The organism is Actinomycetospora sp. TBRC 11914 (assembly GCF_012933465.1).
Lineage (GTDB): Bacteria > Actinomycetota > Actinomycetes > Mycobacteriales > Pseudonocardiaceae > Actinomycetospora.
On the sequence record NZ_JABBND010000009.1, the window covers coordinates 196440 to 210205 of the forward strand.

General features: G+C 74.3%; 15 protein-coding genes. 11 read left to right on the top strand and 4 right to left on the bottom strand.

Translation table 11 applies throughout. The features are described from left to right. Together HH311_RS16120 and HH311_RS16125 are read right to left on the bottom strand one after the other, a co-directional pair. A complete protein-coding gene (locus HH311_RS16120) occupies positions 1–336 on the bottom strand; it encodes an STAS domain-containing protein (RefSeq protein ID WP_169184681.1) in 336 nt (111 codons plus the stop codon). Next, a complete protein-coding gene (locus HH311_RS16125) occupies positions 333–1934 on the bottom strand; it encodes a SpoIIE family protein phosphatase (protein WP_169184682.1) in 1602 nt (533 codons plus the stop codon). The genes HH311_RS16120 and HH311_RS16125 overlap by 4 nt, the downstream gene beginning before the upstream one ends. Positions 1935–2126: 192 nt before the next feature. Between HH311_RS16125 and HH311_RS16130 the strand changes: the two genes are divergently transcribed. Then, positions 2127–2555, top strand: coding sequence for a DUF805 domain-containing protein (locus HH311_RS16130; protein ID WP_169184683.1), 429 nt, complete (start codon positions 2127–2129; stop codon positions 2553–2555). Positions 2556–2643: 88 nt separating this feature from the next. Here HH311_RS16130 and HH311_RS16135 read toward each other — a convergent pair whose 3' ends face one another. After that, complete coding sequence (locus HH311_RS16135) at positions 2644–4212, bottom strand: hypothetical protein (RefSeq protein WP_169184684.1); 1569 nt, start codon at positions 4210–4212, stop codon at positions 2644–2646. A gap of 168 nt (positions 4213–4380) precedes the next feature. After that, positions 4381–4674 carry an STAS domain-containing protein gene (locus HH311_RS16140; protein WP_169184685.1) on the bottom strand — a complete coding sequence of 98 codons (294 nt, stop codon included), beginning with the start codon at positions 4672–4674 and terminating at the stop codon, positions 4381–4383. Between the two features lie 428 nt (positions 4675–5102). Here HH311_RS16140 and HH311_RS16145 point away from each other — a divergent pair, with 428 nt between their 5' ends. The 10 genes from HH311_RS16145 (at position 5103) to HH311_RS33730 (ending at position 13763) form a co-directional block, all read left to right on the top strand. After that, positions 5103–5582, top strand: a complete 480-nt coding sequence (locus HH311_RS16145; protein WP_169184686.1) for a MarR family winged helix-turn-helix transcriptional regulator — start codon at positions 5103–5105, stop codon at positions 5580–5582. Continuing rightward, positions 5579–6967 (top strand): chloride channel protein, encoded by a 1389-nt coding sequence (locus HH311_RS16150; RefSeq protein WP_312030187.1) that lies wholly within the window; start codon positions 5579–5581, stop codon positions 6965–6967. The genes HH311_RS16145 and HH311_RS16150 overlap by 4 nt, the downstream gene beginning before the upstream one ends. A 167-nt stretch (positions 6968–7134) precedes the next feature. Beyond that, positions 7135–8142 (top strand): hydrogenase expression protein HypE, encoded by a 1008-nt coding sequence (locus HH311_RS16155; RefSeq protein ID WP_169184734.1) that lies wholly within the window; start codon positions 7135–7137, stop codon positions 8140–8142. Positions 8143–8156: 14 nt separating this feature from the next. After that, positions 8157–9959, top strand: a complete 1803-nt coding sequence (locus HH311_RS16160; RefSeq protein ID WP_169184687.1) for a nickel-dependent hydrogenase large subunit — start codon at positions 8157–8159, stop codon at positions 9957–9959. Beyond that, positions 9956–10495, top strand: a complete 540-nt coding sequence (locus tag HH311_RS16165) for a NifU family protein (RefSeq protein WP_211190326.1) — start codon at positions 9956–9958, stop codon at positions 10493–10495. Before HH311_RS16160 ends, HH311_RS16165 begins: the two co-directional genes overlap by 4 nt. Then, a complete protein-coding gene (locus HH311_RS16170) occupies positions 10492–11142 on the top strand; it encodes a DUF5947 family protein (protein ID WP_169184688.1) in 651 nt (216 codons plus the stop codon). The genes HH311_RS16165 and HH311_RS16170 overlap by 4 nt, the downstream gene beginning before the upstream one ends. Beyond that, on the top strand, positions 11139–11807 hold the full coding sequence (locus tag HH311_RS16175; RefSeq protein ID WP_169184689.1) for a DUF6084 family protein: 669 nt from the start codon (positions 11139–11141) through the stop codon (positions 11805–11807). Before HH311_RS16170 ends, HH311_RS16175 begins: the two co-directional genes overlap by 4 nt. Then, positions 11804–13135: a hypothetical protein gene (locus HH311_RS16180; RefSeq protein ID WP_312030188.1), complete on the top strand. Its 1332-nt coding sequence runs from the start codon at positions 11804–11806 to the stop codon at positions 13133–13135. Before HH311_RS16175 ends, HH311_RS16180 begins: the two co-directional genes overlap by 4 nt. Further along, a complete protein-coding gene (locus HH311_RS16185; protein ID WP_169184690.1) occupies positions 13132–13665 on the top strand; it encodes a hydrogenase maturation protease in 534 nt (177 codons plus the stop codon). The genes HH311_RS16180 and HH311_RS16185 overlap by 4 nt, the downstream gene beginning before the upstream one ends. Next, the gene (locus HH311_RS33730; RefSeq protein ID WP_396027446.1) at positions 13662–13763 is read left to right on the top strand and encodes a DUF6893 family small protein; all 102 of its coding nucleotides are present in this window, start codon (positions 13662–13664) and stop codon (positions 13761–13763) included. The genes HH311_RS16185 and HH311_RS33730 overlap by 4 nt, the downstream gene beginning before the upstream one ends. Positions 13764–13766 lie beyond the last annotated feature (3 nt).

The window sequence follows — 13766 nt, forward strand, 5'->3', positions numbered from 1 at the left end:
CTACGAGGCAGCCGTGCGCTTCGGGTCGAGCGCGACGATGGCCTCGAAGCCCGAGAGCTCCAGCACCCGGCGCGCCAGCGAGCCGATCGGCGCGACGACCTGGAGCTCGATCTGCAGCACCTCGAGCCGCGCGGCCAGCGCGAACAGGATCCGCAGGCCGACGCTGTCGATGTAGTCCAGCCCGGAGAGGTCGAGGGTCACCGCGCTCAGGTGGTTCGGGATCGCGGCCGCGAGCTGCTCCTCGACGCTCGCGGCGTTCTCGAGGTCGATCTCCCCGCCGAGGTCGATGCGCACCCGCGAGTGATCGGGGCTGACCAGGACGGTCGCCTTCGTCATCCCGCCTCCCTCACCAGCCGGCGGCGCAGGGTGACCGTCGTCCCGGCCACCCCCGTCGTCACGTCCACGTCGTCACAGCACTGGCGCATCAGTGTGGTCCCGCGCCCCCGGCCCTCGCCACGGGCCGAGCGCCACTGGCCGTTGTCGCGCACCGTCGCCGTCACCTCGCCGCCCTCCAGCACGGCCCGGACCGCGACGGTCCCGCCGCCCGGGCCGTAGGCGTGCTCGACGACGTTCGAGCACGCCTCGCCGCAGGCGACGAGCAGGTCGGCGGTCGCGTCGGCGGGCGCCTCCGCGGCGACCAGCCAGCGGCGCAGGGCGGACCGCACCTCGGCGAGCGAGCGGGGGACCGCCGGCAGCACGACGTCGAGCGGCACCACCCGCTCGCCGGGGAGCCGGCGGGCGACGAGCATCGCGACGTCGTCGGTGACGTGCTCGCTGCCGACGAGCCGGCCGAGCACCGTGCTGCAGACGGTCTCCACCTCGTCGACCGTGACCGCGTCGGTGAGCAGGTCCAGGCCGACGTCGAGGGAGCGTCGCCGGCGCTCGACGAGGCCGTCGGTGTAGAGGAACAGCAGCCCGCCCGGCGGGAGGTCGACCACGGTGGTCCGGCGCGGGGGCCCGACCGACACCCCCACCGGCAGGTCCACCGGGACCTCGAGCAGCGCCGCGTGGTCGGACGGCGACGCCACGACCGGCGGGAGGTGCCCGGCCGTCGACAGCGCCAGGCGCTCCATGGACGGCTCGAAGACGGCGTACAGCACCGTCGCCATCACGCCGTCCTCGAAGTGCTGCACGTTCCCGTCGAGCCGTTCGAGGACCTCCGCCGGGTCGTCCTCCTCCAGCGCGAACGCCCGCAGCGCGCTGCGGAGCCGGCCCATGACGACGGCCGCCTGCAGCCCCCGCCCGACGACGTCGCCGATCACCACGCCCACCCGGCCCGAGGGCAGCGTGAAGACGTCGTACCAGTCGCCGCCGAGGCCGCCGGCGTCGCCGGGGATGTAGCGGGCGGCGAGCTCGAGGCCCGGGACGGCGGGCAGCGTCCCCGGCATCAGGCTGCGCTGCAGGGCCGCGGCGGTCGCGCGGTCCAGCTCGGTGAGGTGCGTCCGCGTCATCGACGCGATGCGGTCGGCCGCCAGCTGGAGCAGCTCGGCGTCCTCGTCGACGAACGTCCTCGTGGTGAGGGTGCCGACGTGCAGGACCCCGAGGACCGTGCCCTCGGCGATCAGCGGCACTCCCAGCAGGGAGCGGACCGCCTTCTCCCGCAGGATCGGGTTGAGCACGTTCGCGTGGTCGACCTGCTCGATGACGACCGGCCGCCGCTCGGCCGCGATGCGGCCGGCGAACCCCTGGCCGAGGGGGATGCGCACGCCCTGGCGCACCTCCTCCTCGATGCCCCGCGCCGCCGTCGCCACCAGGTGGGTCGACGACGGGTCCAGCAGGAGGACGGCCGCGGTGTCGGCGTGCAGGAGGGAGCGGACCCGTTCGAGCAGCTCGTCCAGCAGGTCCTCGACGGCCAGGTGCGCGAGCGCCGTGTCGGTCACCAGCTCGATCCGACGCAGCCGGTCCTCGCCCGAGGACACCTCAGTCCCGGTCACGCGCCAGCACGCTAGTCGGCGCCCGCATCAGGGCCTAGGACCCGCCCGGGCCCACCGCCGGATAACACTTCGGAACCATCCGGTGATGAGTGTTCTTCACCACTAGTGACATCGCTACTCTCTTCGAGTCGAACCAACCGGGCGATCAGCGCCCGACGACGACGCTCCGTGAGAGTTCGAGAGGTGGCCGCCGTGCAGTGGTACCTGAAGGCGCTCAGGCAGTACGCCGACTTCGGCGGTCGAGCGCGCCGCACCGAGTTCTGGATGTTCGTCCTGGTCAACCTCGTCATCTCGATCGTGCTGGGGATCATCGACTCGGCGATCGGCACGGCGAACTTCTACGCCTCCGGCGGGATGGCCGCCTACAGCCCGGGCATCCTGGGGACCATCTACGGCCTGGCCGTCCTGATCCCCTCGATCGCGGTGACGGTGCGGCGCCTGCACGACACCGACCGGTCGGGCTGGTGGTTCCTCATCCAGCTCATCCCGATCGTGGGCAGCATCGTGCTGCTGGTCTTCGTCTGCCTCGAGGGCACGCGCGGCCCCAACCGCTTCGGCGCGGACCCGAAGCTCGAGGCTGCGGCGGGCCAGCAGCCCCAGAACCCGCCCATGCCGGTCTGACCCCGGACGTGGAAGAGCCCGGAGCCGCCAGGTCGGGGGTCCGGCGGTCCGGGCTCTGACGGTTCCTTCGCTCCCGCCCGCCCCGGCGTTACACGGCCGGGACGAGCACGATCCGGAACGGCGACCCGGTCTGCGGGCTGGTGACCCACCAGGTGTGGAGCACCCCGGCCGGCGTCGGGTCGGCGCCGCGGACGTAGCGCAGCCGGTAGGCCGGCCGCGGCGCCGCGACGTCGGGCCGGTGGCGCCAGTTGAGGCGCAGCACGGCGCGGCTGAGGTGACCGCCCAGGTCGTAGCGGTGGTCGAGCAGCGGCCGGGCGTCGGCGCGGGCGGAGAACTGGTCGACCATGTCGCAGCGGCACCCCCACGTGATCGCCCCGATCTCGCCCGGCGGCGCCACCGACACGTCACCGACCAGGGCCGGGAGCTCGTGCCCGATCCGCAGGTAGGCCGCCGGGTCGGTGAAGTTGGAGTTCATGTCCGCGGCCGTCCACGGCAGCCCGCCCTGCCCGGCCACCGCGAGGGCGACGGCGCAGTAGGCGGCCGTCCCCCACCCCGCGAGGGTGCGGACGCGCCGCGGACCGGCCGCGAGGGCCACGGCCACCGCGAGCGCGGACCCGGCCACCAGGGGGCCGTAGTACCAGGCCTGCGGGTAGGCGTTGATCGCCATCAGCGCGGCGAGGTGCACGGTGCCCGAGGCGGCGAAGGCGACGACGAGCCGGCCCGGCGCCGTCCGGCCGGGCGACCACGGGCGCGGCCACGCGGTGCGGGCGGCCCGCAGCCGGGCGGCCACCGCGAGGGCCGCGAGGACCCAGGCGGCCACGACGGTGATCCCGACGACGGCGACCGCCACCGGCGTCCGCGACCAGTAGAGGGCGTCGAACTCCGCGATGATCGACGGCAGGTGCCCGGCGGCCGGGTTGGTCTTGAAGGAGAAGGTGTCGGGGACGAAGCCGCCCAGCTCGTACCAGGCCCAGAGGTGCCACGGCAGGGCCACGACGACCGCGGCGGCGCCCGCCCGCAGCAGGCCCCGCAGCCGCGTGCGGAGCAGCGGCGGGCGCCACAGCACCAGCAGGAGCACCAGGGCCGGGACGGCGTAGTCCGGGCGCACGAGGACGGCGACCCCGCCCAGGGCCCCGGCGGCGCCGGGGCGGCCGGCCACCGCGGTCGCGGCGAGGGCCACCACGACCGCGACGCCCAGGTAGGTCTCCAGGCCGATGGTCGAGACGAGCAGCGGCGAGGTGGCGAGCAGCGCCATCGCGGCCAGGGGCAGCACCGGCCCGGGCGCGGCGACGCGCGCGAGGCAATGCGTCGCCGCCCCGATCACGGCGAAGGCCAGGGCGAGCACCAGCCCGACGGCCCCGGTGACGGTGCCCGTCAGGCCCAGCCCCGCGGCGAGCAGCCACACGTTCAACGGGCTCGTCGCGGTGTTCGCCGTGCGCCCGGGGACCAGGCCCCACTGACCGTGCTCCACCAGCGTCCGGGCGTAGTCCAGCGAGATGTAGGAGTCGTCGCCCAGCGCGCCCCGAGCCAGGGCCGTCAGCGCGGCCGCGACCAGGACGCCGACCCCGGCGTACAGCCACGTCGACGCGCGGCGGACCGGCCGCGGCGGCGGCGCCGGCGGTGCCGGCGCCGTCACCGACCGCTGGGTCGGGACCACCGCCACACCAGGCGTCACATCCGCCACATCAGTCACAGGCGTACCGTGCCGCGACCGGCGCTCACCCGGTGGTATGACGCGCCGGTGGACGCGCGGAAAAGGTGGCCGACACGCGGACGGCGCCGCCCCGGGAGCCGGGACGGCGCCGTCGGCGCGGTGGGGACTACGTCAGAGGAGTCCGGCCTCGGTCAGCCACTCGCGCGCGTCGGGGTGCCCGAGGTCGGCCAGGCGCAGCTCCGTCCCGGTGGCCTCGGCCCGCTCCCGGACCAGCCCGAGCACGTGGCGGCCGGTGTGGTCGCAGGACGGCACCCGGCTGAGGTCGACCACGAGCAGGGCGGGCTCCGACTCGAGCTGGGCGTGCAGGCACCGGCTCAGCAGCGCCGCCTCGCGGTCGCCGATCGCGCCGGACACGGAGATGACGACGCCGTCAGCCGCGGTCACCGACCGGACCTGCACGGTCATCGCAGATCCGGGGGTGGTCGGCACATCGTGGGTGGGGCGGGGCGCGACGGCGGTCATGGGGTCTCCCAACGAGCTCGGGAGGCTGAATGCTCAGCCCGTGGGCAGGACTACCCGACGTGCACGCCCCGTACACCATCGAGTGGTCGCGGTCGGGTGGCGGAAACCTCCCCGCGGTGGTCCAGCCTCGTCAGGAGCAGGGGCGGCGCTTCCCGCGGCTCCTCCCCGAGCTCCGTCCGGACGACGTCGGCGCGGGAACGCTCCGTGACCGTCGCGGGCGTGGTGTCGGTGTTCGGGGAGACCCGGACGAGGACGTCGCCGACGGGTCCCCCTCGGTAGATCGCTCGCGCGGACGGTAGCGGCGTGTGGCCGACCCGACAATCCGGCCGGTCCGGGTTGCCCCGCCACTTGCCCAGGGCAACGATTGCTCCATGCAACAGTCCGAGGAGCCCGGCGACGACCTCGTCGACGCGGTGATGACGGCGAGCCGGGCGCTGCTGGCCGTCGTCGTCCGATCGTTGGCCGCGGTCGACGAGGACGTGACGCTGCCGCAGTACCGGGCCCTGGTGGTGCTCGCCCAGCGCGGCCGGGTGCGCCCCGCCGAGCTCGCGGCGGCCCTGGCGGTGACGCCCCCGACGTGCACGCGCATGTGCGGCCGGCTCGAGGCCAAGGGCCTCGTCGTGCGGGAGCGGCCGGCCGGGGACCGTCGCGCGGTCGACGTCTCCCTGTCGCCGGCGGGCCGGGATCTGGTCGACGACGTGAGCCGGCGCCGGCGCGACGAGCTCCGGACCCTGCTCGCCGGGGTGCCGACCGGGCGACGCGCCGCCGTCGTCGAGGGCCTGCGGTCGCTCGCCGAGGCCGCCGGCGAGGTGCCGGAGCCCGACTGGGCCGTGAGCGGGGTGGCCCGGTGACCGCCGAGGTCGAGGCCCGGGCGGAACCGTCCTGGCGCGCGCGCCCGGCCCGGGCCGGCCGCGCCGCGCACCGCTGGCTCACCGACAGCAGGCCGGGCCTCGTCGGGCTGGCCCTGATCATCGGACTGGGCGCGGGCCTCGGGGCCGTCGCGTTCCGCTACCTCATCATCGGCATCACGTGGCTCGTCACCGGCCGCCAGGACTACTCGGACGCCGGACGGGTGGCGAGCACCCACCTCGCCGCCCTGGGACCGTGGTTCCTGCTCCTCGCCCCGGTGGTCGGCGGCCTGGTCTACGGGCCGCTGGTCACCCGCTTCGCGCCCGAGGCGCGGGGCCACGGCGTGCCCGAGGTGATGGTCGCCGTCGCCCGCCACGGCGGACGCATCAAGGCCCGCGTCGCCGCGGTCAAGGCGCTCGCGTCGGCGCTGTGCATCGGGACCGGCGGGTCGGTGGGACGGGAGGGCCCGATCGTCCAGATCGGGTCGGCGCTGGGCTCGTCGATCGGCCAGGCGCTGCGGGTGCCCGCCGGGCGGCTGACCCTCATGGTCGCCTGCGGCGCGGCGGGCGGGATCTCCGCGACGTTCAACGCGCCCATGGCCGGCGTCGTCTTCGGACTCGAGATCATCCTGCGGGCGTTCTCGGCCCAGTCGTTCGGCATCCTGGTGATCTCGTCGGTCACCGCCAACGTCGTCGCGCGGTTGCTCGTCGGCGACGACACGATCCTGCACCTGCCCCACTACGCCCTCGGCTCCACCGCGGAACTACCGCTCTACGCCGTCCTCGGCCTGCTCGCGGGCCTGCTCGGCTGGGCCTTCGCGCGGGTGCTGTACGCGATCGAGGACGGCTGCGACGCGGTCTGGCGCGGGCCGGAGTGGCTGCGCCCGGCCGTCGGCGGCGTGCTGCTGGGCGGCGTGCTGCTGGCGCTCCCCCAGCTCTACGGCGTCGGCTACCCGGTGCTCCAGGGCGGCCTGGCCGGGCAGTACGCGGTCGGGTTCCTGCTCCTGCTCGCCGTCGGCAAGATGCTCGCGACCAGCCTCACGATCGGCATCGGCGGGTCCGGCGGGGTGTTCGCGCCGTCGCTGTTCCTCGGCGGCATGGCCGGCACCGCGTTCGGGACGCTCGCCGCGGCCCTGTTCCCCGCCCTGCACCTCTCCCCCGGCGCGTTCGGGCTGGTGGGGATGGCGGCGGTCTTCGCCGGCGCCGCGCACGCCCCCATCACCGCGGTGCTCATCGTCTTCGAGCTGACCGGCGACTACGCCGTGATCCTGCCGCTCATGGTCGCGGTGGTCCTCGCGACCGGGCTCAGCCACCTCGTCTCGAGGCAGAACATCTACACGCTGAAGCTGCTGCGGCGGGGCATCGACATCGACGCCCCGGCGGGGTGAGGTCAGTGCGCGCGTGCCCTACGTGACGCACTCACTTACCGCCCCGCGATCACGCTGCCAGCCTGTTCCCCTCCGCTGGTGCCACCACTCGGGCGCGCCCGAACCCGCTGGGGGAATCCGTGACGACCACTGCTGCGCCCGAGGACACCACGGTCCACATCCTCTGGATGAATGCGGGACTCTCGTGTGACGGCGATTCGGTCGCCCTCACCGCCGCGACCCAGCCCTCGATCGAGGAGATCGCCCTCGGGGCCCTCCCGGGCCTGCCGACGGTGGCCGTGCACTGGCCGCTCATCGATTTCGAGTGCGGCCCGGACAAGGGCGCGGACACGTTCATCGAGTGGTTCTTCAAGGCCGAGCGGGGCGAGCTCGACGGGCCGTTCGTCCTCGTGGTCGAGGGGTCGGTCCCGAACGAGTCGATCAAGCGCGAGGGCTACTGGTCGGGGTTCGGGAACGACCCGCAGACCGGCCAGCCCCGCACCACGAGCGAGTGGATCGACCGGCTCGCCCCGAAGGCCGCGATCGTCCTCGCCGTCGGCACCTGCGCCACCTACGGCGGCATCCACGCGATGGCGGGCAACCCGACCGGCGCGATGGGCGTGGCCGACTACCTCGGGTGGGACTGGAAGTCCACGCTCGGCATCCCGATCGTCAACGTCCCCGGCTGCCCCGTGCACCCCGACAACCTCTCCGAGACGATCCTCTACCTGCTCTACCAGGCCGTCGGAGCGGCCCCGATGATCCCGCTCGACGAGGGCCTGCGGCCGACGTGGCTGTTCGGGGCGACCGTCCACGAGGGCTGCGACCGGGGCGGGTACTACGAGCAGGGGCAGTTCGCGACCGAGTACGGCCGGCCCGAGTGCATCGTCAAGCTCGGGTGCTGGGGCCCCGTCGTGAAGTGCAACGTCCCGAAGCGCGGGTGGATCAACGGCGTGGGCGGCTGCCCGAACGTCGGCGGCATCTGCATCGGCTGCACCATGCCCGGCTTCCCCGACAAGTTCATGCCGTTCATGGACCCGCCGCCCGGCAGCCGGGTCTCGGGCGCCGCCAGCGGCGCCTACGGCGGGGTCATCCGGACCCTGCGCAACATCACGAAGAAGACCGTCGACGCCGAGCCGCGCTGGCGGCACAAGGGCCGCACGCTCGACACCGGGTACCAGCCCGTCGCCTTCTGAAAGGTCGTGGACCGATGACCGCCACCGCACCGAAGGCCACGACGGGGCAGAAGACCGACCTCGTCGAGATGGCGTGGGACCCGATCACCCGGATCGTCGGGAGCCTCGGGATATATACGAAGATCGATTTCGGGGCGAGACGCGTCGCGGAATGCCATTCGACGTCGTCGATCTTCCGTGGCTACTCCCTCTTCATGAAGGGCAAGGACCCGCGGGACGCGCACTTCATCACCAGCCGGATCTGCGGCATCTGCGGCGACAACCACGCCACCTGCTCGGTCTACAACCAGAACATGGCCTACGGGGTGCGCCCGCCCCACCTCGGGGAATGGATCATCAACCTCGGCGAGGCCGCCGAGTACATGTTCGACCACAACATCTTCCAGGAGAACCTGGTCGGGGTGGACTTCTGCGAGAAGATGGTCTCCGAGACGAATCCCGGGGTGCTCGAGCAGGCCAACCGCACCGAGTGCGCGCACGCCGCCGAGCACGGCTACCGCACCGTCGGCGACATCATGCGGGCGCTCAACCCGTTCACCGGTGAGTTCTACCGCGAGGCCCTGCAGGTCTCGCGCTACACGCGCGAGATGTTCTGCCTGATGGAGGGCCGTCACGTCCACCCGTCGACGCTCTACCCGGGCGGCGTCGGCACCACCCCCACCATCCAGCTCTTCACCGACTACCTCTCCCGGCTGATGCGCTACGTGGAGTTCATGAAGCGGGTCGTGCCGATGCACGACGACCTCTTCGACTTCATGTACGAGGCCCTGCCCGGGTACGAGGAGGTCGGCCGGCGCCGGGTGCTCCTCGGCTGCTGGGGATCGCTGAACGACCCGGAGGCGTGCGACTTCGACTACCGCACGATGACGAACTGGGGACGGAAGATGTTCGTCACCCCGGGCGTCGTCGTCGACGGGAAGCTGGTCACCACCGATCTCGTCGAGATCAACCTGGGCATCCGGATCCTGCTCGGCAGCTCCTTCTACCGGGGCTGGGGGGACCAGGAGAAGTTCGTCGACACCGACCCGCTGGGCAACCCGGTCTCGCAGGACCACCCCTGGAACCAGCACACGATCCCGGCGCCGCAGAAGCGCGACTTCGACGACAAGTACTCCTGGACGATGTCGCCGCGCTGGTTCGACGGCACGGACCACCTGCCCCTCGACACCGGCGGCGGCCCCCTCGCGCGGCTCTGGGCCACGGCCCTCGCGGGCCTCGTCGACACCGGGACGATCAGGGCCACCGGGCACAGCGTGGAGATCCACCTGCCGCGCACCGCGCTGCGGCCCGAGCGCAGCTTCACCTGGACCCCGCCGACCGACCGCAACGGGGCGCCGCTGTCGAACGCCATCGAGCGCGACCGCGCCCGCACCTACTTCCAGGCCTACGCCGCGGCGGCCGCGCTGTACTTCGTCGAGAAGGCGATGGCCGAGGTGCGCGGCGGTCACTCGAAGACCTGGGAGAGCTTCGTCGTGCCCGACGAGGCCATCAGCTGCGGGTTCACCGAGGCCGTCCGCGGGGTGCTCTCCCACCACATGGTCATCCGGGGCGGGAAGATCGCCAACTACCACCCGTACCCGCCGACGCCGTGGAACGGCAGCGTGCGGGACTCCTTCGGCACCCCCGGCCCCTACGAGGACGCGGTGCAGAACACGCCGATCTTCGAGGAGAACCGGCCGGACGACTTCAAGGGCATCGACATCATGCGCGCGGTCCGCAGCTTCGACCCGTGCCTGCCGTGCGGGGTGCACATGTACCTCGGCGACGGCAAGCAGCTGCACCGCGAGACCTCGCCGACCCAGCTCAACCTGCCGTGACCGCCGGCGAGACCCCCGACCCGCAGCAGCTCGCCGCCACGATCGAGGAGCTCCTGGGCGAGCTCGCCGCCGCCGGCGAGGGTCCGGCGCGGGCCGGGGAGGATCTCGTCCGCGCCCTCATGCGGTTCTACGGCGCGGGGCTCGAGCAGGTCGTGTCCGTGGTGCGCGTGGCCGGCGGAGAGGACCTCGTGCACCGGCTCGGCGCCGACCCGCTCGTCGCGGCCCTGCTGGCGCTGCACGACCTGCACCCGGTCGACCTGCCGACCCGCGTGGGGCACGCGCTCGACACCGCCCGGCGCCGGCTCGGGAGCCACGGCGCGGGGATCGCCCTCGAGGGCCTCGAGCTCGACTCCGGCACCGTCCACGTGCGGCTCGGGAGCGGATGCGGCGCCGGCGGGACGGTGCGCGACGTCGTGCGGCGAGCCGTCGGCGAGCTGGCCCCGGAGATCGCGGCCGTCGAGTTCGTGACGGAGCCGGCGGGACCGGCCCTCGTCCAGATCGGGATGCGGCCGCCCGAGCTCGCGGCGGGGTCGTGACCACGGCGGGCGTCGCCGGGCTGCGGCGGTTCCTGACGGCCCGCGCGAGCGAACCGGACCCCGAGCGCTGCGACCTGTGCGCCGCCGCGATCCCCGACGGGCACCCGCACCTCGTGCGGCCCGGCGAGCGGTCGCTGCGCTGCGCGTGCCGCCCCTGCGCGCTGCTCTTCTCCGGCGACCGCGCCGGCGCCGACGGCGCCTTCGTCGCCGGGTACCGGACGGTGCCCGACCGCTACCGGCGGGACCCCGGCTTCACCCTCACCGACGCCGCATGGGACGCCCTGCGGATCCCGGTCTCGACGGCGTTCTTCCTCGTCGACTCCACCCGCGACGGCGTCCTCGCCTGCTACCCGAGCCCGGCGGGCGCCACCGAGAGCGAGCTCGACCTCGCGCACTTCGGCGAGGGCGTGGGCGCGAGCCGGCTCGCCGCGCTGCTGGAGCCCGACGTCGAGGCCCTGCTGGTGCGCCGACCGCGCGGCGAACGCACCGAGTGCTTCCTCGTCCCGGTCGACGCCTGCTACCGCCTCGTCGGGCTGGTCCGCAGCACGTGGAAGGGGTTCGACGGCGGCGCGGCGGCCTGGGCGGCGATCGACGGGTTCTTCGACGACGTCCGCGCGCGCGCCCGGGACCTGGAGGGCGCCCCGTGACGCTGCCCTTCCCCCGCTCCTCGCCGGGCCCGGCGCTGCACTTCGCCGTCGCCTCCGCCGACCACGACCCGTACGCGATGGGCCCGACCCTGCGCCTGCACACCCGGATCACCGACGCCACCGCCACGACGGTGCACACGATCGCGCTGCGCACCCAGGTGCGCATCGAGCCGCAGAAGCGCCGCTACGACGAGGCCGAGCAGCGCCGGCTCGTGGAGCTGTTCGGGGAGCCCGGCGACTGGGCCCGCTCGTGCCGGCCGATGCAGCTCGCCACCGTCACGACCCTCGTCGGCTCGTTCACCGGCGAGACGACCGTCGACGTGGAGGTGCCGCTGACCCACGACGTCGAGATCGCTACGACCCGCTACTTCCGGGGCCTCGAGCGCGGCGAGGTCCCGCTCGTGCTGCTGTTCAGCGGCACCGTGTTCTACCGGTCCCCGCAGGGGGTGCAGGTCGGGCTCGTCCCGTGGCACGAGGAGGCGACGTACCGGCTCCCGGTCGCGGTGTGGCGGGACATGGCGGCCGCCCACCACGCCGGCACCGGCTGGCTCACCCTGCCCGCGCACACGATGGACCGGCTCACCGCCTTCCGGGCCGCCCACGCGCTGCCGAGCTGGGAGCAGACCGTCGACGAGCTGCTCCGCCGCGCGGAGGGATCGTCGTGACCACCTCCCTGGACGACGCCGCCGCCGTCGCCGACGCCGTGCTCTTCGAGGGCTACCTGCTCTACCCCTACCGGGCCTCGGCGCAGAAGAACGCCCTGCGCTGGCAGTTCGGCGTGCTCGTGCCGGCGGGCTCCGGCGGCGGCGAGCCGTCGAGCAGCCGCACCGAGTGCCTCGTCGAACCCCGGCCCGGCGCGCGGCTCGCCCTGCGGCTGCGGTTCCTGCACCGGCAGCGCCGCCGCCTGCACGACGCGGCGGGAGCACCGTGCGAGCGGCTCGAGGTCGACGGCGTCCCGCACGTCGCGTGGGAGGAGGGCCTGCCCCGGGAGGTCGACGCCGAGATCGGGCTCGACGAGCTGCGCGCGGGCCCGGTGACCGTCCCCGTCGACGTCCCCGGGGGCCTCGAGGAGGAGCCGATCCGGGACGCGGCCGGAGCCCGGCGGGGGACCCGGGTGCGGGAGACCGCGTCGCTGCGCGGGCGGCTCGTCGTCGGGCTGGCCCCGGTGCCCGGGCCGTACGGCGCGGCCCGGCTGCGCGTCGACGTCGTCAACGACGCCGAGGCGGGTGGAGGCGAGCACGGCGGACGCGACCGCGTGCTCGACCGCTCGCTGATCGCCGCGCACACCGTCCTGGCGCTCGACCGCGGCGCGTTCGTCTCGGCCACCGACCCGCCCGAATGGGCCGCGCCCGCCGTCCGGGAGTGCGTGAACGAGCACAGCTGGCCGGTGCTCGCGGGACCCGAGGGCGCCACCTCGGTGCTGCTCGCGACCCCGATCATCCTCGCCGACCATCCCCAGCTGGCGCCCGAGAGCACCGTCGATCTCTTCGACGGCACCGAGAACGACGAGATCCTGGTGCTGCGCACGGCGGCCCTCACCGACGCCGAGAAGCGCGAGGCCCGCGCGACCGACCCGCGGGCCGCCGACCTGCTCGACGCGGTCGAGGCGATGGGCCCGGCGATGGTCGAGCGGCTCCACGGGGCCATCCGCCCCGGCGGCCGGGCGCCGGATGCGGTCCCCACGCTCACGGTCCCCGAAGCACCGTGGTGGGACCCGGGCGCCGACGCCGCGGTCGACCCGTCGTCGGACGCGGTCCTGGTCGGGGACGTCGAGGTCCGCGCGGGCAGCGCCGTCGTGCTGTGGCCGCGGCCCGGCGGCGACGCGCAGGACCTCTTCCTGCGCGGGCGTTCCGGGGTGGTGCAGGCCGTCCTGCACGACGTCGACGGCCTGGTGCACGTGGCCGTCGCGCTCGACGACGACCCCGCCGACCTGCAGACCGCGCACGGCCGCTTCCGCTACTTCGCGCCCGACGAGCTGGCGGTGGCGCCGTGAGGATCCTCGTGGTGGGCATCGGCAACGTCCTGTGCTCCGACGACGGCTTCGGCTCCGAGGTCGCGGCGCGCCTGCTCGCCCGGCCGGACCACCTCCCGGAGGGCGTCGAGGTCCTCGACGTCGGCATCCGCGGGCTGCACCTGGCCCACCGCCTGCTCGACGGCTACGACGTGCTGCTGGTCGTCGACACCACCCACCGCGACGGGCCGCCCGGCGCGCTCTACCTGCTCGAGCACCACCTCCAGGACGCGGCACGGGCCGAGCTGGACCCGCACGGCATGTCCCCCGACGCCGTGCTCGGGCTGCTCGACGGGCTCGCGCGCGACACCGGGGCGGGCGGGGGCGCGGGGGACGTCGTCGGGCGGGTGCTGGTGCTCGGCTGCGAGCCGGCGGACCTGGAGCCGGGGCTCGGGCTGAGCGCGCCGGTGGCGGCGGCCGTCGACGAGGCCGTCGCCGCGGTGGGGCGGGTGGTCGACCGGCTGCTCGCCGGGCAGGACTTCGAAACCAGGGACGAGGAGGTGGCTCGATGATCAAGCTGCTGGTGCTGGCGGCGCTGGCCGGGATCGGGTGGGCGGTCTACGACTCGCGCGAGGACGTCCGGCGCTACCGGCGCATCCGGGCGATGTGAGGC

Excerpts from the sequence above, each read along its gene's own strand:
- HH311_RS16120 (WP_169184681.1), bottom strand. The coding sequence starts at position 336 with ATGACGAAGGCGACCGTCCTGGTCAGCCCCGATCACTCGCGGGTGCGC.
- HH311_RS16140 (WP_169184685.1), bottom strand. The coding sequence starts at position 4,674 with ATGACCGTGCAGGTCCGGTCGGTGACCGCGGCTGACGGCGTCGTCATC.
- HH311_RS16145 (WP_169184686.1), top strand. The coding sequence starts at position 5,103 with ATGCAACAGTCCGAGGAGCCCGGCGACGACCTCGTCGACGCGGTGATG.
- HH311_RS16155 (WP_169184734.1), top strand. The coding sequence starts at position 7,135 with ATGAATGCGGGACTCTCGTGTGACGGCGATTCGGTCGCCCTCACCGCC.
- HH311_RS16160 (WP_169184687.1), top strand. The coding sequence starts at position 8,157 with ATGACCGCCACCGCACCGAAGGCCACGACGGGGCAGAAGACCGACCTC.
- HH311_RS33730 (WP_396027446.1), top strand. The coding sequence starts at position 13,662 with ATGATCAAGCTGCTGGTGCTGGCGGCGCTGGCCGGGATCGGGTGGGCG.